The sequence below is a fragment of the Virgibacillus sp. Bac330 genome (assembly GCF_003667845.1).
Taxonomy (GTDB): domain Bacteria; phylum Bacillota; class Bacilli; order Bacillales; family Amphibacillaceae; genus Virgibacillus; species Virgibacillus chiguensis.
The window spans coordinates 993,590-1,011,983 of the sequence record NZ_CP033048.1; the positions used below are offsets into that span (position 1 = coordinate 993,590).

Annotated in this window: 16 protein-coding genes; 8 read left to right on the forward strand and 8 right to left on the reverse strand. The window is 37.2% G+C overall.

The features are described from left to right. Positions 1 to 11: 11 nt before the first annotated feature. Positions 12 to 710: a 3D domain-containing protein gene (locus tag D9780_RS21535; protein WP_121639423.1), complete on the forward strand. Its 699-nt coding sequence runs from the start codon at positions 12 to 14 to the stop codon at positions 708 to 710. 209 nt (positions 711 to 919) lie between these two features. Here D9780_RS21535 and D9780_RS04465 read toward each other — a convergent pair whose 3' ends face one another. The 3 genes from D9780_RS04465 to deoD form a co-directional block, all read right to left on the reverse strand. Then, positions 920 to 1,396 carry a divergent PAP2 family protein gene (locus D9780_RS04465; protein WP_121639424.1) on the reverse strand — a complete coding sequence of 159 codons (477 nt, stop codon included), beginning with the start codon at positions 1,394 to 1,396 and terminating at the stop codon, positions 920 to 922. 268 nt (positions 1,397 to 1,664) lie between these two features. Next, the gene (locus tag D9780_RS04470) at positions 1,665 to 2,264 is read right to left on the reverse strand and encodes a biotin transporter BioY (RefSeq protein WP_073010998.1); all 600 of its coding nucleotides are present in this window, start codon (positions 2,262 to 2,264) and stop codon (positions 1,665 to 1,667) included. 475 nt (positions 2,265 to 2,739) lie between these two features. Then, on the reverse strand, positions 2,740 to 3,447 hold the full coding sequence (gene deoD, locus D9780_RS04475; protein WP_073011001.1) for a purine-nucleoside phosphorylase: 708 nt from the start codon (positions 3,445 to 3,447) through the stop codon (positions 2,740 to 2,742). Between the two features lie 532 nt (positions 3,448 to 3,979). Here deoD and D9780_RS04480 point away from each other — a divergent pair. Then, the gene (locus D9780_RS04480; protein WP_073011004.1) at positions 3,980 to 4,243 is read left to right on the forward strand and encodes a phosphocarrier protein HPr; all 264 of its coding nucleotides are present in this window, start codon (positions 3,980 to 3,982) and stop codon (positions 4,241 to 4,243) included. Positions 4,244 to 4,361: 118 nt separating this feature from the next. Here D9780_RS04480 and D9780_RS04485 read toward each other — a convergent pair whose 3' ends face one another. Continuing rightward, positions 4,362 to 4,739 (reverse strand): kinase-associated lipoprotein KapB, encoded by a 378-nt coding sequence (locus D9780_RS04485; RefSeq protein ID WP_073011007.1) that lies wholly within the window; start codon positions 4,737 to 4,739, stop codon positions 4,362 to 4,364. Between the two features lie 373 nt (positions 4,740 to 5,112). Between D9780_RS04485 and D9780_RS04490 the strand changes: the two genes are divergently transcribed. After that, positions 5,113 to 5,292 (forward strand): hypothetical protein, encoded by a 180-nt coding sequence (locus D9780_RS04490; protein WP_073011010.1) that lies wholly within the window; start codon positions 5,113 to 5,115, stop codon positions 5,290 to 5,292. 268 nt (positions 5,293 to 5,560) lie between these two features. After that, on the forward strand, positions 5,561 to 6,130 hold the full coding sequence (locus D9780_RS04495) for a superoxide dismutase family protein (RefSeq protein ID WP_116277152.1): 570 nt from the start codon (positions 5,561 to 5,563) through the stop codon (positions 6,128 to 6,130). A gap of 104 nt (positions 6,131 to 6,234) precedes the next feature. Here D9780_RS04495 and D9780_RS04500 read toward each other — a convergent pair whose 3' ends face one another. Both D9780_RS04500 and D9780_RS04505 read right to left on the reverse strand, forming a co-directional pair. Then, entirely contained in the window at positions 6,235 to 7,404 is a 1,170-nt protein-coding gene (locus D9780_RS04500; protein ID WP_121639425.1) for a MalY/PatB family protein, read from the reverse strand. Positions 7,405 to 7,944: 540 nt separating this feature from the next. Further along, positions 7,945 to 9,291 (reverse strand): glucose-6-phosphate isomerase, encoded by a 1,347-nt coding sequence (locus tag D9780_RS04505; RefSeq protein WP_073011019.1) that lies wholly within the window; start codon positions 9,289 to 9,291, stop codon positions 7,945 to 7,947. A 145-nt stretch (positions 9,292 to 9,436) separates the two neighbouring features. Between D9780_RS04505 and D9780_RS04510 the strand changes: the two genes are divergently transcribed. Further along, on the forward strand, positions 9,437 to 9,676 hold the full coding sequence (locus D9780_RS04510) for a DUF378 domain-containing protein (protein WP_073011021.1): 240 nt from the start codon (positions 9,437 to 9,439) through the stop codon (positions 9,674 to 9,676). A 38-nt stretch (positions 9,677 to 9,714) separates the two neighbouring features. Here D9780_RS04510 and yugI read toward each other — a convergent pair whose 3' ends face one another. After that, positions 9,715 to 10,080: a S1 domain-containing post-transcriptional regulator GSP13 gene (gene yugI / locus D9780_RS04515; RefSeq protein ID WP_116277149.1), complete on the reverse strand. Its 366-nt coding sequence runs from the start codon at positions 10,078 to 10,080 to the stop codon at positions 9,715 to 9,717. Between the two features lie 182 nt (positions 10,081 to 10,262). Between yugI and D9780_RS04520 the strand changes: the two genes are divergently transcribed. Further along, positions 10,263 to 10,676, forward strand: a complete 414-nt coding sequence (locus D9780_RS04520; RefSeq protein ID WP_073011026.1) for a YugN family protein — start codon at positions 10,263 to 10,265, stop codon at positions 10,674 to 10,676. Here the strand turns inward: D9780_RS04520 and D9780_RS04525 are convergent. Next, positions 10,653 to 11,657 carry a potassium channel family protein gene (locus D9780_RS04525; RefSeq protein ID WP_116277148.1) on the reverse strand — a complete coding sequence of 335 codons (1,005 nt, stop codon included), beginning with the start codon at positions 11,655 to 11,657 and terminating at the stop codon, positions 10,653 to 10,655. The two genes, D9780_RS04520 and D9780_RS04525, sit on opposite strands and share 24 nt — an antisense overlap. A gap of 604 nt (positions 11,658 to 12,261) precedes the next feature. Here D9780_RS04525 and D9780_RS04530 point away from each other — a divergent pair. Both D9780_RS04530 and D9780_RS04535 read left to right on the forward strand, forming a co-directional pair. Next, positions 12,262 to 13,320, forward strand: coding sequence for a M20/M25/M40 family metallo-hydrolase (locus D9780_RS04530; RefSeq protein WP_073011037.1), 1,059 nt, complete (start codon positions 12,262 to 12,264; stop codon positions 13,318 to 13,320). A 751-nt stretch (positions 13,321 to 14,071) separates the two neighbouring features. After that, complete coding sequence (locus tag D9780_RS04535) at positions 14,072 to 18,373, forward strand: S8 family peptidase (protein WP_121641429.1); 4,302 nt, start codon at positions 14,072 to 14,074, stop codon at positions 18,371 to 18,373. Positions 18,374 to 18,394 lie beyond the last annotated feature (21 nt).

Consider the following 18,394-nt stretch of genomic DNA (forward strand, 5'->3'; position numbering starts at 1 on the left):
AGGTGTTATTCATGAAAATCAAAAAAATCATTGAAAAAACGGTTTTAAGTTTTATGTTTGTGACTATCATGCTCCTAGGGATAGTGGGTTTAAAGGAAGGAGTTTCTGCTAAACTCTGGCCATATACGCCTTCTTCTATAGACAGATTAGCGGACAATAGTGATACAATGAATGGCAAAGATGTTTATACGAGACAAACAAATTTGAAACAAAAAGAGCTTAATCATGTGAAAGAAGTAGACCGTCAAATATCAAGCAATCAAATGGGACGTGTGAAAACGTTGGAAGAAGCTGTGAATTATGAACAATATCCAAGCAAAAAAGTGATTGCTACTGGGTACACGGCAGGTGTAGAATCTACCGGTAAAACTCCAGATCACCCACAATATGGAATTACCTATTCGGGAGTCCAAGTGAAAAGAGACTTGTATTCTACTATTGCTGCAGATCTATCTGTTTATCCAATAGGAACCATTTTGTTTATACCAAATTATGGATTTGGTGTCGTTGCTGATAAAGGTAGTGCTATTACAGGAAATAAAATTGACTTGTATTATGAGACAGTAGAAGATGTTTACGATAAATGGGGTAAACAGCAAGTCGATGTGTATATGATTGAAAAGGGAAATGGAGAATTAACAGAAAAACAATTACAACAATTAAATGAGAATGAGGCATTACAAGTGTTCAGGCAGGACATAACAGGTTAATGCAGTGGAAGTTAAAATGACAGGTACGATGTAGGTACCTGTCATTTTAACATGTATATTGCTTTTTTGTTCTATAGGACAACATGAGATTTTTTCGTTTATAGGATAAGAAAAAAGCTTTCGCCATAAGACTTGAGTGGCAAGCTAAGTTTTGCTAATAAGACGTGAGACTTTCGGGGTGAGTCAAGTTTGTTTTCAAATAACATTTTTCAGTAAAATAAATGGTACACTGTAATAGCAATGATAATTCCAGCTAAACCGCCAAAAAACACTTCAATTGGTTGGTGACCTAGCAACTCTTTTAATTCCTGTCTTTTTTCATCTTCTTCTTTTTTTTGCCAGCCTTTTGCTCCATCTATAAAAAGCTGAAAATCGCGAATTAGTTTGTTCAACACAATTGCTTGCTCCCCTGCTTGTCTTCTAACGCCAGTAGCATCAAACATAATGATGACACTGAATACACAAGAGATAGCGAACATGGTAGACGTTACACCTTCTATAATACCTACGCTAGTAGTTAATGCCGCCACCGCCGCCGAATGGCTACTTGGCATCCCCCCAGTACTAAATGCTAAACTAAGGTTCAGCTGTTTTGTAACAACTAGCCCAATTGGTATTTTAATTATCTGTGCGAAAAAAATAGCTGTTAATGCTGCCCACAAGGGATAATTTAAAAATAGTTCCATGCTGTTAAAACACCCTCTCTAAAACAAGTGTATCCTGTGTTGTAAGAAGATATGCGTTAAATTACATACTGTTATCTTACCATAAGAGAGAAGGATACGCATGAAATATTTCAACTAAATGATGATTGGATTAGCCGTTGCTTTCTATTCCCATATTCCAAGCAGGATGTACTAGGTGAGGCGTTGTTCTTACCTATAATTTCGTCTCTAGAACAATACATGTGTTATAAAAGGACACACTAAAGTTATATTGGAATTGAATTAATATTTATCCGCTTAGTTTAGCGCGACTTAAGACGGGAATTCTTTTAATGACACGGACCATAAATAAAGCCGCTAACCCGGCAAAAGCAATATCTTTAATTAGAAACGGTATCATTCCGCTCCAGGCTAGTGTGTAGCTAAGTGGGACGTCTAACCACATATTGGAAGCAGCATACATATATGTCACGCCAATTATATAATTTATTGCCGTTCCTAAGAGCGCTGCTGAACAATAACGAACAAAGGAATAATTTTGTTTAGGTTTATTTACAATCCAACCAGTAACTAGAGCTACAAAAATAAATGATATAATAAATCCGCCAGTTGGACTGATGAACATTCGAGGCCCGGCTGATAGTCCAGCAAATACAGGAACACCAGCTATCCCTACAAGCATATATGCGAGCATCGAAAAACTTCCAAGTTTACGACCTAACATTAATCCTGCTAGAACTGCAAAAAATGTTTGCAAGGAAAGTGGAACATCAGCTCCGCCAATGGGTATCGTTAGCATCGGGAACCATACGGTAATATTAGCTCCAATTGCCATTAGTACAACAAAAACCGCTCCATATGTAAGGTCTATTGTTCTCATTTGATTCATGTTTTTCCCCCCTGTGTATAATGGTTTATACGTGTTGACTATTTATGATGCTAGAAATATAGTATCGATTAAAACACTGTTTGTCAACCTGTGTATTTGTTAGTTAACGTTTGTGGCGGTTAGGGAAGATACGTCTGTTAAGTGGTATAGCATGGGGGATAGGGATGCCATGTTTAAGATTTAAATAGCATTATATTGTTTCTATAGCCTAGCATAAAATTTCAATGATTTATAGAATAAGCAAAACGACGGCGTTACATCACCATAAAGACTCGATGGTAAACCGGTTTTTTAAGGTTTAAGGTGTAATTCATTTCCTTGGCTTATAGTGTTAATGTTAAAAACAAAGGAAGCAAAAATAAAATTCGCGCACCAAATATAGGTACGCGAATGCGCTGTTTCAACTAAATGAAAGTTCTAAAAAAGGTTTAGCTATTATCTAGTAGGGAGAATGGAAAACCCTCAATGTAAAAGTTTACTTAATAGCCGCTTCTAGCGCCACTTCCATCATTTCGTGGAAAGTGGTTTGTCTTTCTTCAGCTGATGTTTCTTCTCCAGTTAAGATGTGGTCGGATACGGTTAGTACGGATAATGCTTGACGATCAAATTTTGCAGCTAATGTATAAAGAGCAGTTGTTTCCATTTCTACAGCTAGCACTTTGTAGGCAGCTAATTTTTCATTTACTTCCTTTGCATTATCTCTGTAGAAGGTGTCGCTTGTAAAGACATTACCGACTTTTAGGTTTAGCCCTTTTGCAACACCGGCATCGTATGCGTTCTTTAATAAATCAAAGTCTGCAATTGGTGCATAATCAATACCACCGAAAACCATTCGATTCATCTGTGAATCCGTAGTTGATCCTTGAGCGAGAATAACGTCTCTTACCTGAACATCTTTTTGAATTGCACCACATGTACCTACACGAATTAATTTTTGAACATCATAGCTTTGCATTAACTCATTTATATAAATAGAAATAGAAGGGACTCCCATACCTGTTCCTTGAACAGAAATCTTTTCCCCTTTATATGTTCCAGTATATCCTAGCATGCCTCTTACCTTATTATACTGTTTTGGATTTTCAAGAAATGTTTCTGCGATAAATTTAGCGCGGAGAGGGTCACCAGGCAATAAGATTTTATCAGCAATTTCTCCATATTTTGCACCAATATGTACACTCATCATGTTAGCCTCCTATAATAATATTGAGTAGCTTTCAAGATAACGTTATCACAGGCTAAAATGAAAAACAACTACAAAGAAATAATAAATATGAATATTATGTGGTCAAAAAATGCAAGTTATATAAAAGGGCTTAGATAAGTATGATGGCTAGTGCTAGTAGAGAGAAAATCAGATACTACTCAATAAAACAGCAATTTATCTATTGGGGTTTCGTAGGTGTGGTAGTTAGTTTTTAAATAGAAAAATAAAACATTTTATTAAAAAACACTTTTTTGTTTCAAAATATCGTTTTTTTGTATATAATAGGTTTAGCTCAGTTTTTCACTTGGATGAAATGTATACCTATGCAAAAAGCTTGTGCTTGTCCTGTTGGAAAAAACAAGGTTAAGGGAGCAGGGGCTATCTTCATTGAGATTTGTTTGGAAGATGAGGAGAATGTAATCGATTCAAAAAGATAAGAAAATCCTATGCTTGCTGAGCCATTTTATAATTACATTACATGATTATTTCTTTGGAAGGATGAAGGAAAATGACAGAAAAAACTTTTACAATTACTGCAGAAACTGGAGTACACGCTCGTCCTGCTACACTTTTAGTAAACAAAGCAGGTCAGTTTGAATCTGAAGTGGAAATTGCTTACAATGACAAAACAGTAAACTTGAAATCCATTATGGGTGTTATGTCGTTAGGTATTCCTAAAGGAGCACAAATTAAAATTACTGCTAATGGCTCAGATGAGGTAGAAGCTATTAATGGTATTGAAGAAGTTATTAAAGAACATCTTGGTGAGTAAATAAATAAACAAGCTGTCAGTCTGTGATGCTGGTAGCTTGTTTATTTTTAGACTCTATACTAATGTTGTGGGTACGCCTTATTGTATCATTGCTCAGAAAGAGGGAAAATAGTACACATTAATAATAATTTTTTTCCAAATTAGCTAAGCATTGAAGTGCAGCTTGGTTGTAATCTGAATGTTTTTGTAACAGTTTATTACGGTATAATTCTACGGCTTCTTTTAATGAATTATTGTAATTTGGAACCGTTTCATTAAAGGGGTGTACAGCTGCTTTTTTAACGTTAGTTTTTTCACCAAAGGCTAAAGCTTTTCGTTCATGAAAGAAAACGCCTTCTGTCTGCTGTGGGTTGTGTAAATCACCTTGCATTGGGTGTTTTTTTACTGCAAGCACTTCAACTACGTAACGATCTCCCTTATCACCGACCACTTTTCCAATATAGGTACCTGATCGATAATGCGCTTTTACAATTTGCCCTATAGCTACGTCCGCCATAATATAAGTCTCCCTTCTGTCAAACAAATGCACGTAGTTCCATTTTGCCAAAGAAAAAAAGAAACTGCAAATAGTTGTAGCTTTGTGATACTTTTCTTAAAAGTAATAAAGAACCCAAAGAATACGATATGTTACTTGCGATAATGGGTATTTTTGGGGGTTAATTTATATCTTGCGAAGCTGTATTTTGCCTATTTATACTATGGAAAGCATAAATCTTTCAGGGTGTATAGTATAAAGAAAACGACGGCGTTCTATCGTCATAAAGATTTTTGCCTCAAGATCAGCTCTTTCTGAAAATAAACAAATTCCTTTATGCTTGTAGCAAATAATGATAAGTTTGTTATAATAACATGGGAGGATGTGAGGAAAAATGATGCCTTTTCTTTATTTTCCAGAGGATAAATCGGAATATATCCCTGCCATTATAACATTACTTATTTTTATGATTGCTGCAGGGGTGGCCATGTACTTTATTTATAAGAAATCGAAGAAGGATGAGCGAAAATTTAAGCAACAATACCACAAGGAATTGCATGAACCTCATGATTAGGAAAACTTGGCTTCTAGCCAAGTTTTTATGTGAGAGGCGAAGTCCAAGTAATAAAATTTCAGTGGGAGAAGGCAACAGCCGAATGCTACACTTTGCATCTACGTTAAAACACAATTGTATTGTATGTTATATAACGGCCCCTTCCAAGGTGAAGGGGTTTTTAATATTTTTTGTTTCTTTCTCTGTATAATAATTGGATCTATAAATAAACGAGTAGCCGTATAGTTAATGGGCAAGCTAAGTTTTAAAAAAGGGTGGATGTAAAATTATGAGAATGGTGATGGTCATTTCTCTATTATTAATAGCTGTAGCTTGCCAGCCAAAAGATGAGAAAACAAAAGAAGTTGAAATGTACAATTCATCTGGTGATATGGTTGGTACAGCTAGTTTTCATGAACAATCTGATGGGGTAAAGGTGAAAGTGGAATTAGAAGGGCTGGAACCAGGGTTTCATGGAATACATGTACACGAATACGCCAAATGTGAAGCGCCTGATTTCACATCTGCTGGCAATCATTTTAACCCGACTGGTGCAGAACATGGTCTCATGCATCCAGAAGGAAACCATTTAGGGGACATGCCAAACATAGAAGCAGATGCTAACGGAGTTATTAACGCTGAATTAATGATGCCGGAGACGACGTTATTAGATGGAAAAAATTCGCTAACTGAAGGTAAAGGAACATCCATTATTGTTACTAAGAATAAAGATGACGGAGTAAGCCAACCTGGAGGAGATTCAGGAGAGAGAATAATTTGTGGTACGTTAACAAAAACAAATGGTGATAATGAAAAACGACCATCAGACCCAACACAAAATAATGAAGAGGAAGAGTAGAACGAATGTATTAGAAATGTTCGCTTGATAAAGTAGCTTAAAGCAAAAAAAGCAGGTCTGGCTAAACGAAACACGATTATGCCATCCTGCTTTTATGAATGAAATTATCTGTTTTGAATTGCTTGGATGATTCTTCTAACGCCCTCTTCCAATGTTGCTCTTGGACAAGCTATATTCATCCGCATAAAGGTTGATCCTTCTTTTCCGTAATCTTTCCCTGTATTTAACCCTACTTTTGCCTTGTGAATCATAAATTCACGTAATTCTTTTGGATCCATATTTAAAGCACTGCAGTCAATCCAAAGTAAGTAAGTCCCCTCTGAATGTGTTACAGTTATTTCTGGAATATGCGTTTTTAACATTTCTTCAACATACTGTTTATGACTTAGCAAAACTTCGCGAAGTTCGTCAAGCCAACTATCTCCATACAAATAAGCTGCCTCTAAAGCGGTGTTCCCCATTATGTTTAAACCATGTACGCCTTGTTTTGATAATTGCGCTTCAATTTTTTTTCTTCGTTCTTGGTTAGGAGTAATGATATAGGAAGCCTGTAAACCAGCTAAATTAAATGTTTTTGATGGAGCCATACATGTTACTGTTTGGTCATTTATTTCTTTAGAAAGAGAAGCGATAGGGATATGTCGCTCATTGGGAAACGTTAAATCACAATGAATTTCATCCGATATAATAGTTACATTATAATCCAAACATAATTTGGTCATTTTTTCTAGTTCTTCCCTTTTCCACACACGTCCTACTGGATTATGCGGAGAGCAAAGAATGAACGCCTTTACGCCTTGCTTTAATTTAGCTTCAAAATCGTCAAAATCAATTTGATAGTAGTTATCTTCATAGCGCAATGGATTTTTTACAATTTGTCGATCGTGGCTTTCGATCACATTGTAAAAAGGGGTATATACGGGTGTTTGAATAAGTATTTTATCATTAGGCTCTGTTAAAGCTTGCACTGCCATATGTAAACTAGTGACAACACCAGGACTAAATGATAACCAATTAGGATCAATGTGCCAATAATGCCTACGATGAATCCACTTTACAACCGAATCTTTAACTGCATCATCCACTATTGTGTAGCCGTAAATACCGTGTTTACTGCGCTCGATAAGTGCTTCGTTTACCTGTTCAGGAGCTCTAAAGTCCATATCTGCTACCCACATTGGTAAAACATCGTCTGTTTGGAATACAGGCTTTAACATATCCCATTTTACAGATCGCGTATTTTTTCTGCTATGTTGCTCTTCAAATATACTCATTTATAGCCTCCTTAATCATAACATTCTGGCATATATTGTTGGAGACATAGTTCGTCATCCAGCTTTGTTATTGAAACTGTCTATCTAGACCAGTGCTCAAACGCATATGTTTAGTATAACATGATATGAAATGAAAGCGCAGAATTTTTGTTCTTGTGCTTAGAGGCTTTACGTTATATGAGTTTCTTAATTTTTACTCTAGATATAAAATAGTGAGATTACCACTAAAAAATGGCAGATGTGGAGCTGAACAAGTCTAAGTGGTGAATACTGTACTAACTTTTATTTTGTAGTATCCTTTTGGTCAAATCTTTGAGCTAGGGGATGATAAAAATCCTCACTGTGAATTCGAGAGAACGATGTGTATGGAAAAGAAAAAAGCAAAGCGATTTAACGCTTTGCCTACAGGGGGAATACGAGAAAGTCTTACATTTCTTAGTATACCCAATGAGATTTTTTTTAAACATGCTCATTCTATTTTTAATATACGCTCATCGCTGCGCTGGATGAAGGGGATTAAGGTTATGATTCCCCTAAAAATTACAACCTGTCTTCTAATTCTTTTTTCGCATCTTCAAAGCCTGGTTTACCTAAAAGCGCAAACATGTTCTTTTTATATGCTTCCACACCTGGTTGGTCAAATGGGTTAACACCTAATAAATAACCGCTCACCGCACAAGCTTTCTCAAAAAAGTAAACAAGGTAGCCAAAAGTATAAGCATCCAGTTTAGGTACTTCTACTACAAGATTTGGTACGCCACCATCTGTATGAGCTAAAAGTGTTCCTTGGAAGGCTTTATCGTTTATTTCGTGAATCGTTTTGCCAGCCAAATAATTTAACCCGTCTGCATCAACAGGGTCTTTTTCTACAGTTAATTGACGCTTTGGCTCTTGAACGCGAAGCACGGTTTCGAAAATATTACGGCGCCCTTCTTGAATATATTGCCCTAATGAGTGTAAATCAGTCGAAAAATTAGCTGAAGATGGGTAAAGGCCTTTATGATCTTTTCCTTCGCTTTCGCCAAATAACTGTTTCCACCATTCTGCAAAATACTGTAAACTTGGTTCATAATTAATAAGCAGTTCAGTTGTTTTCCCTTTATTGTAAAGAATGTTACGAACTGCAGCGTATTGATAACTTATGTTGTTTTTTAAGCTAGGTTCAGAAAAATCGTTCATAGCATCACGTGCACCTTGCATCATTTCATCGATGGAAGCGCCACTTACTGCAATTGGGAGCAACCCTACAGCTGTCAAAACAGAATAACGTCCTCCAACGCCGTCAGGAATTACAAATGTTTCATAACCAGCTTGATCGGCAGAAGATTTTAATGCTCCTTTTTCTTTATCAGTTGTTGCAAAAATACGTTCTTTTGCGCCTTCTACTCCATATCTGTCTTCTAACATTTGCTTGAAAATACGAAACGCAATTGCTGGCTCAGTTGTTGTACCGCTTTTAGAAATCACGTTAATGGAAAAATCTTTATCCTTTAACACGTCCATTAAATCATGCATATAGGTTGAACTCATATGGTGTCCAACAAAAATAATATGTGGTGCTTTTCGTTCTTCTTTTGTTATATAAGCTTGGAAGGAATGGTTAAGCATTTCCAAAGCAGCTCTAGCACCTAAATAAGAACCCCCTATACCGATAACTAATAGCACATCCGAATGATCGCGAATTTTTTCTGCTGCTTTTTTTATGCGATTAAATTCCTCTTTATCATAATTTTCGGGTAAGTCAATCCAATCAAGAAAATCACTACCAGCGCCTGTTCGATTGTGTAGTGCGTGATGGGCAGTTTCTACTGCATTTTCAAGATGATCTAATTCTTGTTCATTCATAAAGGGAAGAGCTTTTTTATACGTGAATGTTACGTGAGTCATGTGTATCCTCCTTTAAAGAGTTAGAAATAAGTTTGTTACATTATTCACTTTACCCAAGAGACGGAGGGAAATCAAGAAAGAAACTGCATAATCTCTATCATTTTACAAAAACTATGTTAGATACGAAAGGAAGGAGGTTGTAAAAATGAATGGAATACAACGGACAGCTTTAGCATTAACAATTATTGGCGCAGTGAATTGGGGCTTAATTGGTTTATTTCAGTTTGACTTAGTGGCTGCAATATTTGGCGGTGAGCAGAGTGCAACTTTTGCTCGAATTATCTATACAGTAGTAGGGATTAGTGGGCTAGTATTAATCCCACTGTTGTTTAAAACCGATGAAGCTTTTGCAGATCAGCACGAACCAGAAGGTGTAGATCAATAAAACATAAGGCAAACTCCGAATGCGAGTTTGCCTTATCATTATTTCTTATTGTAGTTAGATTGTTTCATCCACTCTTCTAGTTTATCTTTTAGCGTATTAAATCCAGAAGGTTCTACTTCTACTTGCTTTGGCTTAACTTGTTTTGGTTTAGCTTGTGGTGTGTCTTGTGTAGCCCGAATGGATAAAGAAACTTTGTTTTTTTCTTCATCAATTTGCAATACTTTTACTTTTACGTCATCACCAATTGTTAAATGATCATTAATATCTTTAACGTAGCCATGAGTAACTTCGGAAATATGAACGAGTCCTTGTGTTTCTTCATCTAGTGCAACAAATGCACCGTATGGTTGAATTCCAGTAACCTTACCATCTAAAATTTGCCCAATCTCAAAATTGCTTGTCATGCTGAACAACTCCTATTTCTTTTCGTTTCTTTTTACACAATAAAATATTTTAGCATAATAATCTCTAGGTAGCAAAACATACGGGTAGTATTTTAAATGAAAGGAATATTTTTAACGGGTTCAGATAGAAAGTACGAATATGTATTTTTAACACTATTATTATTATGTGAGGAGACAGGTAAATGGTACCAATACAAACAAGTTTGGAAGATGAAACATATGCTTTGTTTAAATTAGAGGAAGTGTTAAAACCAATAGGATTTGTTATAGGTTCGAGTTGGGAGTATGATCATGGATACTTAGATATTAAGTTGGATGATCGAGGTACGTATTATTTTTTACGAATTCCGTTTAAAGCTATTGCAGGAGAGTTAGATTCCCCGGGTGTTATCGTTCGTCTACAACAACCATTCGTATTGGGACATCAATATGAGTCTGGAAATGATATCGATAGTCGAAATGGTGCTATTCAAGGTCTAGTTAATCAATTCCAGACGCCGACAGATCCAGATACGGATATCCCAAAAGAATATATTGATATGGGAAAAGATTATATACAGGAAGTGGAAGCGTTACTTATTCCAAGGAAAGAGTAGGATTAATTGGTCTCCTGCTTGTAAACGAAATTGGGGTGAAGGGTTCACATAATAGCGCTCATTACGAATAATACCAAGAGGGATTTGCTGTTTATTGCTTAATAAAATAATCGTTTCCTGAAAGGTTAAATCTCCCAACTCTTCTTCTACTTCTTTATGGTAAAATTGTTGCTTTGTTAATAAGTGAAGGATATCTTCAAATGGTTGCGATGCTCTATGACGAAATAGTTCATGAAAAAATAATATACTTGTAAAGTCGTTAGAGCGAATGATAGTGGTAGCTCCTGCACGACGTGCGTTTTCGATTTGTGTGACGGAAACAATCTCGGCAATAATGGGTACGTTTGCATTATTTCCTCGAATAGCTACGGCCGAGAGAATGGTTACATTGTCAGCATCTCGTTCATTTTTGGCTGTATCTGTAGTTATTAATACACGTTCGGCTAAATGTATATTTGCTTTTTTTAAAACCATGTCCTCTGTAGGGTCACCTTGAATAAAGTGGACAGGATAATCGGAAAACGAGACGTGCTCTAACGTTGTATCGATAAGTACCATTCGAGTATGTGAATTAGACTGAGCAATAGATTCGATTAGCTGTCGGCTTCTTTCATTCCACCCAATCAGTACAAGGTGATTGCTTCCTTTAAACGCTACTCTTCCTTCCTCTATAGCTTGTTCTTGTCTAAAAGTAGAGGCTGCTAATGAGGTTATGTAGAAAGCAATTAAACTGCCACCTGTTAAGATTAACAATATGGTTATTAATTTACCAATTGGAGTTAAAGGAACAAAATCTCCATAACCGACAGTTGCTCCAGTAATGAATGCCCACCAAATACCATCAAAAATGGAAGGAAATTGGCTAGGTTCTGCTAAATGAATGAAAAATCCAAAAACGAGCATAAATAAAAAAATGCTCATTAGTAGTTTAAATAATAAAGGCAGTTTAAAATAAATTTGTTTAATTAGTCGAATACTCAAATTGCTCACCTTTTACATGTTCTTTTAATTATAGTATAAAAAACAATAGCTATTCCATTGTGAAATCGGGCTTTTCTATGTATAACGAAGAAATAAGAGATTCACCATTTTGAGCATAAGCAACTAACGCTGCTGTATGCTCAAAACGCTACATGTTTTTCATATAGTATAGACAAGTTATGGTCTTTATAATCACAGGGCTTTTTGATTATACGAAAGATGATCTCCGTAGCTATTCATATACCAGTATGAATTTAGGGGAGAGTTAGCGTCCTAACAGGTTGTCGTTTGCTATTCCATAGAGGCTTTAACAAGGCAATTTCTCTAACTAATTTGCTTTAACGTGTGTTCTAAACTTTTGTGTACATGCTCCCAAAACTGGGAGTTATCCCGGAAGCTCTTATTCATAAATAATATCATTTCTTTAAATTTATCTTGATAATCGGCTTCCTTTTTATTTGGTAATTTCGCTTGCATCTTGTATGCTCTTTGCTCGTGGTTCCCATGTAGCTTTTTCATTTCCATTTGTATCAATAAAAATAGGAATGGATCGAGATGTTTGCTATGATAGCAATAGAACTTAACAACGTTAGGAGGAAATAAGATGCAATTAGCAAACCAAGAATTTTTGTTAGAATTATTACAAACCCCTTCTCCATCCAGCTTAGAAATGGAAATTCAAAAGAAGTGGTTGGAATATGTCAAACCTTTTGCAGACGAAATAAGAACAGATCATGCTGGGAATGTCATTGGTGTTTTAAACCCTGAGGCACCATTTAAAGTGTTATTAGCCGGTCATTGTGACGAAATAGCACTAGTTATTAATCGAATTGACGAGCGTGGTTTCTTACATTTTGATAAAATGGGTGGGATTAATCCTAAAGCTGCGGTTGGAATGAAGGTGACGGTGCTAGGTGCAAATGATTGTTTAACAGGTGTTATTGGCGTCAACGCTCAACATCATGGTGGTTTGAAGAATGACTTTAGTTTAGAAGATTTGTTTATCGATTGCGGTTTTAAAACGAAAGAAGAGGCAGAGGAACAAATACATATTGGTGATCTAGCGGTATATAAGACGGAACCGGAATGTCTGTCGGATCGTTATGTTGCTGGTCGCGGTCTAGACAATCGAACAGGCGCTTTTATTGTAGCAGAGGTGCTAAGAAAATTGAAAGAGGCGGGCTGCCAAGTAGGTGTCTATGCAGCTAGTACAGTAAATGAAGAAACGAATATGGGCGGCGCTTATTTTGCAGCGGCAGGTGTAGCACCGGATATGGCGATTGCTTGCGACGTTACATTTGCGACAGATTATCCTGGAGTTAATACAAATAAATATGGTGATGTTCGATTAGAAAAAGGCCCTGTATTAGCAAAAGGTGCCCCTATCAATATCAAGATCAATCAACTACTTGAAAAGGCGGCAAAATCTTTAGATATTGCTATTCAGTATGAGCTTACGCCACGTATGACTGGAACAGATGCTGATAAAATGCGGCTGACAGGAAAAGGGGTTCCTGTATCGCTTGTATCGCTTCCGCTTAGATATATGCATTCTCCTGTTGAAACAGCAAGTATCAAAGATATAGCCGAAGAAATTGATTTGTTAGTGGCAATGATCTCTGCGTTAACAGGAGAAGAAAGCTTAAACCCACTTGATTTATAACAGTGTAAAATTATTTTTTACACTGTAGGAAAAGTATAGGATTTCTTTGGTTTTTTATAGTAGAAGCGAAGGCTTTCTAAATAGACAACATTTTTACATGAATCTTTGGATTTTAACGACAGCACGTTTAGCCTTTTCTAGGTAAATAGAAGCTATGAGCAAAGGTGAGTAGGTTTTTATCCTAAATTTCAAGTGAAAAATTAGGTAGAAGGTCGTTTGTTTTCTTTATATAAGCAAATTGCTTAAACTAAATCTTGGATTTGTAGGTAAACTTAATCATTTTTATACTAGAAAAAAGAGAAATGTTAATCGTTTTTAGAACAAAAAACAAAGCTATATTTGAAGCTAGTTTTCCTAAGTAGGAGGAAACTAGCTTATTTTTTTTGCGCTATAGGAAAATATAAGATTTTTTGGTTTACAGTATAAGCTTTCGTCATAAAATCGCTTGGGTACAAGCCAAGTGTTACTAAGAGAATAAGCATGTATAGGTTACAAAGAGGATGAATAAAAGCGAGAAAAAATAAGACTATTTTATTAATTTAGAATATTGAGATATAAAACGACTTATATCGACACCTTTCTTCATGGGTACTCTACTATACTTAGTCTAACAACAGAGAGTGACCTAGTAGCTACAAAAGAACGCAGAAAATGAAAGGGGGCAAGATGCATCTGCTGTTCTTTCATTTGTAGCAGCTTTGAAAAATTGGAGGGAGGAATAGTTTTGAAAAGAAGAAGGCGACAAACCAAAATGCTAAGCATTGCCGCAACATGTTTTATTGCATTTTCTTTATTTACGCCTGGGGTAGCTGGTGCGCAAGAAACGCAGAATCTGCATCAATCTGTTAGTGATTCTACTAAGGTAGAAAATAAACTAAGTAGCAAATTAACAAAGCAATTTAAAGATAATGATAAGGTAACTTTTCTTGTTAAATTTGCTGAAAAGGCAGATGTGAAAAAGGCGGCTAATAATGCAAAAAAAACAGCAAAAAAAGCTAGCTTGACAGCTCAAAAGGTAGAACATGTTCAACGTTCAGCAGTTATTTCAGAGTTGAAGTCTACAGCTTTAGAATCGCAAACGAATGTAAAAGATTATATTCAAAAGCAAAAAGAGAAAGGCAATGTAGAGACATTCCAATCTTTTCATATTGTGAATGGAATGTCAGTAACAGCTACCAAAAAGATAGCTGAAAAAATTGCTTCTTATCCTGAAGTAGAAAAGATATTACCCAATGAGGAACGTAAACTATTTGAAGTAACTGTCGATAAAGAAGAAAAGCAAATAAAAGCTGAGAACGAAAATGTAGAATGGAATGTGGAGCGTGTTGGTGCTCCGTCTGTATGGGATATGGGATTTGACGGCTCGGGTATTGTAGTAGCAAGTATTGATAGCGGAGCGCAATGGGATCATCCAGCTTTGCAGGAGCAGTATCGTGGGTATAATTCTGAAACGGGAGAAGTAGATCACGCTGCAAGTTTCTTCGATGCGACAGCTGGTGAAGAAGAAGCTTATGATGATCACTCACACGGTACACATGTTACGGGGACAATGGTTGGAGCAGAGGCTGACGGTTCCAATCAAATCGGGGTAGCACCAGGGGCAAAATGGATTGCAGCAAAAGGATTAAATGCCGCAGGTGTTGGCTATGACAATTGGTTATTATCAGCTGCAGAATGGATGTTGGCTCCAAATGGAGACGCTTCCATGGCTCCGGATATTGTAAATAACTCTTGGGGTGGTGGCTCAGGGCTTGATGAATGGTATCGAGATGTAGTAACTGCATGGAGAGAAGCGGGGATTTTCCCAGCATTTTCCGCTGGGAATACTTCCTTAACTAATCCAGGTGGGCCAGGTTCAGTAGCGGTGCCAGCTAATTATCCAGAGTCTTTTGCCATTGGTGCAACGGATGTTAACGATGTGTTAGGAAGTTTCTCTTTACTGGGGCCTTCGCCATATGACGAAATAAAACCAGAAATAACAGCACCTGGTGTTAATATTCGTTCAAGTGTGCCAGGAAGCGGTTATGAAGGAGGATGGAACGGTACATCCATGGCAAGCCCAGCGCTCTCTGGAGTTTTAGCATTAATGAAGCAGGCAGATGGAAGTCTTACTGTGAATGAAATGGAAGAAATTGTTATGTCAACCGCTAATCCGCTCACAGACAGTGACTACCCTGAATCACCGAATAACGGATATGGACATGGATTAGTTAACGCTTATGACGCTGTTTCTTCTTTAGTATCTGGTTTAGGAACGTTAGAAGGGCAAGTAACAAAAGCTGGTGAAGACACAGAGGCACCTGTTTTCGAGCATGAGCCATTAACAGAAGCGTATATGGGGATGGATTTAGATTTAAATATTCAGGTGTCCGACAATATTAGTGTAAGTTCAGTTGATTTACAGTATACAAACGCAGCTGGGGAAGAAGAAACAATTGAAGCAGAACGTGTTTCTGGTGATTATAAGGATGGAAGCTATATAGCTTCCATCCCTGGAGAACAATTAACTGGAGAAAGTTTATCTTACACATGGCATATGAACGATTTTGGCAACAATGAAACGAGCAGTGAAACGTATGAGGTAGCTTTACGACCGGGAATTACGATCGGTTATGAGGAAGATTTTGAAGCTGCATCGGCTGGCTGGACGGTATTTGGAGAAAACAATAGTTGGGAGCGTGGAGTGCCAACTTCCGGACCTGAAACTGCTGCTTCTGGAAAGAATGTATATGCCACTAATTTGGCTGGCGCGTATGAAAGTGATTCAAATACGACACTTGTGATGCCGCCAATTGATCTTCCAGAAGAAGGGAACGCTTTTTTACAATTTAATCAATGGTATAACTTAGAAAACAACTACGACTATGGTCATGTATTTATTTCCACGGATCAGGAGGATTGGACACAGCTTGAGGAAATTTCCAATGTTTCTGAAGGATGGGAAAATATCACAGTTGATTTATCCGACTATCTCGGTCAACGAGTTTATATAGGCTTTAATTTAGATACAGACGGTAGTGTTACACGTGATGGCTGGTATATTGATGACGTTGCTTTAACAGATACAGCAGGTACAAAAAATGCATCTTTAACAGCAGAAGCGTCAAATCCTGGTTTGTTAGGATTTATAGATACGGTACGTGTAGCTTCCAAAGACAAACAAGATAAACAATCAGCCAAAAAGGAAAAAGTAGACCCGGAAAAAATAAAACCTATTCAGCCAAAGAAAAAAGCAAAACCAAAACAGGATACCGTGAATCCAACATTATTACCAATGCAAGCGCAAGTAAGTGTCATAGAAAGTGGGCGTACGGTAACTACAGACCCAGCTACAGGTAGCTACTCATTATTACATGCAGCGGGAGATTTTACGGTAAAAGCAGAAGCATATGGCTTTGAATCCCAAGAACAGTCTGTAACAATTGATCCGGATGGTACTTCGGAGGCTGATTTTACGTTAGAAGAAATGGACCAATACACGATAAGCGGAACTATTACGGATAAACAAACAGGCAAACCTATACCAGATGCAACGATTTTAGTAGTGGAGGATGCCAATATTGAACCAGTAACAACAGATGAGGAAGGTAATTATTCACTCACCGCTTATCAGGGGACATATACGTTAAAAGTTCTTGCAAGCGGTTATCATGGTGCAGAAATGGAAATTAATCTAGAGGATAGCGATCATACTCAAAATGTGGAATTAGAGCCATTCTACACGGTGCCTGGTGGAGAAATTGCTTATGATGATGGAACACCAGAAAATGCTCGCGCCTTCTATGATGCTGGAAATGGTTGGGGAGTAAAGATGACATTACCAGAAGGAAAGGAAACTGGCGTTGTTGATGCTGCTGTCTTTAAATTTTGGAATGAAGAGTTTCCACAACCAGGCGGTACTGCATTTCAAGTGGAGGTTTGGGACGCAAATGGACCAGATGGTACACCAGGTGAAAAGATAGCAGGCCCAGTTGATGCTGAAGCCATTCGCGATGAAAATGAATGGACAGTTGTCGATTTAGAAGAGCATGGCATTGTGGTAGAAGAAGAATTTTATGTGGTGTATGTGCAAACAGCACCAAATACAGAAGCACCTGGACTTGCTACAGATGAAAGTAGTCCAAATGCAGAAAGAAGTTATCAACTAGTTGGTGAATCTTGGTCTAAATCACCAGCAGAAGAAGGAAATTATATGATTCGCGCTCACGTTAATTACGAAGTAGAGGAACCTGAAATTACCTCGCCAAAAGATGGCTCTATTACGAATAAGCAACAGGTTACTGTAGAAGGAAATGCTTCACCAACGACTACGATTCAATTAATGAATAATGGAGAAGAAATTGGCTCGGCTGAAATAGGAGATGACGGTGCGTTTGCTATTCCAGCGGAACTAGCAGAAGGGGAAAATGAACTTACAGCAGTTTCTCAGCTAGATGGAAATCCAACAGGCGAATCAGAGCCGGTTAATATAACACTAGATACCGAAAAGCCTGAGCTAACCATCGATTCACCAAAAAATGAGGAAAAACTGAATCGAGAGACTGTTACTGTAGAAGGTTCTGTCTCTGATAATAATTTAGACGCCGTAAAAGTGAACGGTAAGAAAGCAAAAGTACAAGATGGCAAATATTCCAAACGAATTTTGTTAGACAATGGTGAAAATGAAATTAAAGTCGTAGCTCAAGATGCAGCTGGTAATAAAACGAAGGAAAAAATTACAGTGGATGTTAATTTCACAGCGCCTGAGGTTGAGAATTTAACCCCAAAAGAAGATACTACACTAGCCGCTGGTGAGTCCATCAAAATTGAGTTTGATAGTGAACCAGGGCTAAATCCAACCTATGCTATTCATATGCCATTAACGAATACAGCTACGAATGCTACAGAATTACCAATGATGGAAACATCAGAAGGTCATTATGTCGGCTATTGGACAGCAACAAGCAGTGTCGTTGCAGAAGGTGCTGTTATTGAGGTAAAAGTAGAAGATAATTATGGCAATGAGACACGTAAGCAAGCAGAAGGAAAGTTATGGATTAACGCTGAGAAGTAATTGCCATTGCAAAACCTCGCA

What these genes read in the sequence shown, in the direction of transcription:
- D9780_RS21535 (WP_121639423.1), top strand. Translation starts at nt 12, where the DNA reads ATGAAAATCAAAAAAATCATTGAAAAAACGGTTTTAAGTTTTATGTTT.
- D9780_RS04465 (WP_121639424.1), bottom strand. Translation starts at nt 1,396, where the DNA reads ATGGAACTATTTTTAAATTATCCCTTGTGGGCAGCATTAACAGCTATT.
- D9780_RS04470 (WP_073010998.1), bottom strand. Translation starts at nt 2,264, where the DNA reads ATGAATCAAATGAGAACAATAGACCTTACATATGGAGCGGTTTTTGTT.
- deoD (WP_073011001.1), bottom strand. Translation starts at nt 3,447, where the DNA reads ATGAGTGTACATATTGGTGCAAAATATGGAGAAATTGCTGATAAAATC.
- D9780_RS04480 (WP_073011004.1), top strand. Translation starts at nt 3,980, where the DNA reads ATGACAGAAAAAACTTTTACAATTACTGCAGAAACTGGAGTACACGCT.
- D9780_RS04485 (WP_073011007.1), bottom strand. Translation starts at nt 4,739, where the DNA reads ATGGCGGACGTAGCTATAGGGCAAATTGTAAAAGCGCATTATCGATCA.
- D9780_RS04490 (WP_073011010.1), top strand. Translation starts at nt 5,113, where the DNA reads ATGATGCCTTTTCTTTATTTTCCAGAGGATAAATCGGAATATATCCCT.
- D9780_RS04495 (WP_116277152.1), top strand. Translation starts at nt 5,561, where the DNA reads ATGAGAATGGTGATGGTCATTTCTCTATTATTAATAGCTGTAGCTTGC.
- D9780_RS04500 (WP_121639425.1), bottom strand. Translation starts at nt 7,404, where the DNA reads ATGAGTATATTTGAAGAGCAACATAGCAGAAAAAATACGCGATCTGTA.
- D9780_RS04505 (WP_073011019.1), bottom strand. Translation starts at nt 9,291, where the DNA reads ATGACTCACGTAACATTCACGTATAAAAAAGCTCTTCCCTTTATGAAT.
- D9780_RS04510 (WP_073011021.1), top strand. Translation starts at nt 9,437, where the DNA reads ATGAATGGAATACAACGGACAGCTTTAGCATTAACAATTATTGGCGCA.
- yugI (WP_116277149.1), bottom strand. Translation starts at nt 10,080, where the DNA reads ATGACAAGCAATTTTGAGATTGGGCAAATTTTAGATGGTAAGGTTACT.
- D9780_RS04520 (WP_073011026.1), top strand. Translation starts at nt 10,263, where the DNA reads ATGGTACCAATACAAACAAGTTTGGAAGATGAAACATATGCTTTGTTT.
- D9780_RS04530 (WP_073011037.1), top strand. Translation starts at nt 12,262, where the DNA reads ATGCAATTAGCAAACCAAGAATTTTTGTTAGAATTATTACAAACCCCT.
- D9780_RS04535 (WP_121641429.1), top strand. Translation starts at nt 14,072, where the DNA reads ATGCTAAGCATTGCCGCAACATGTTTTATTGCATTTTCTTTATTTACG.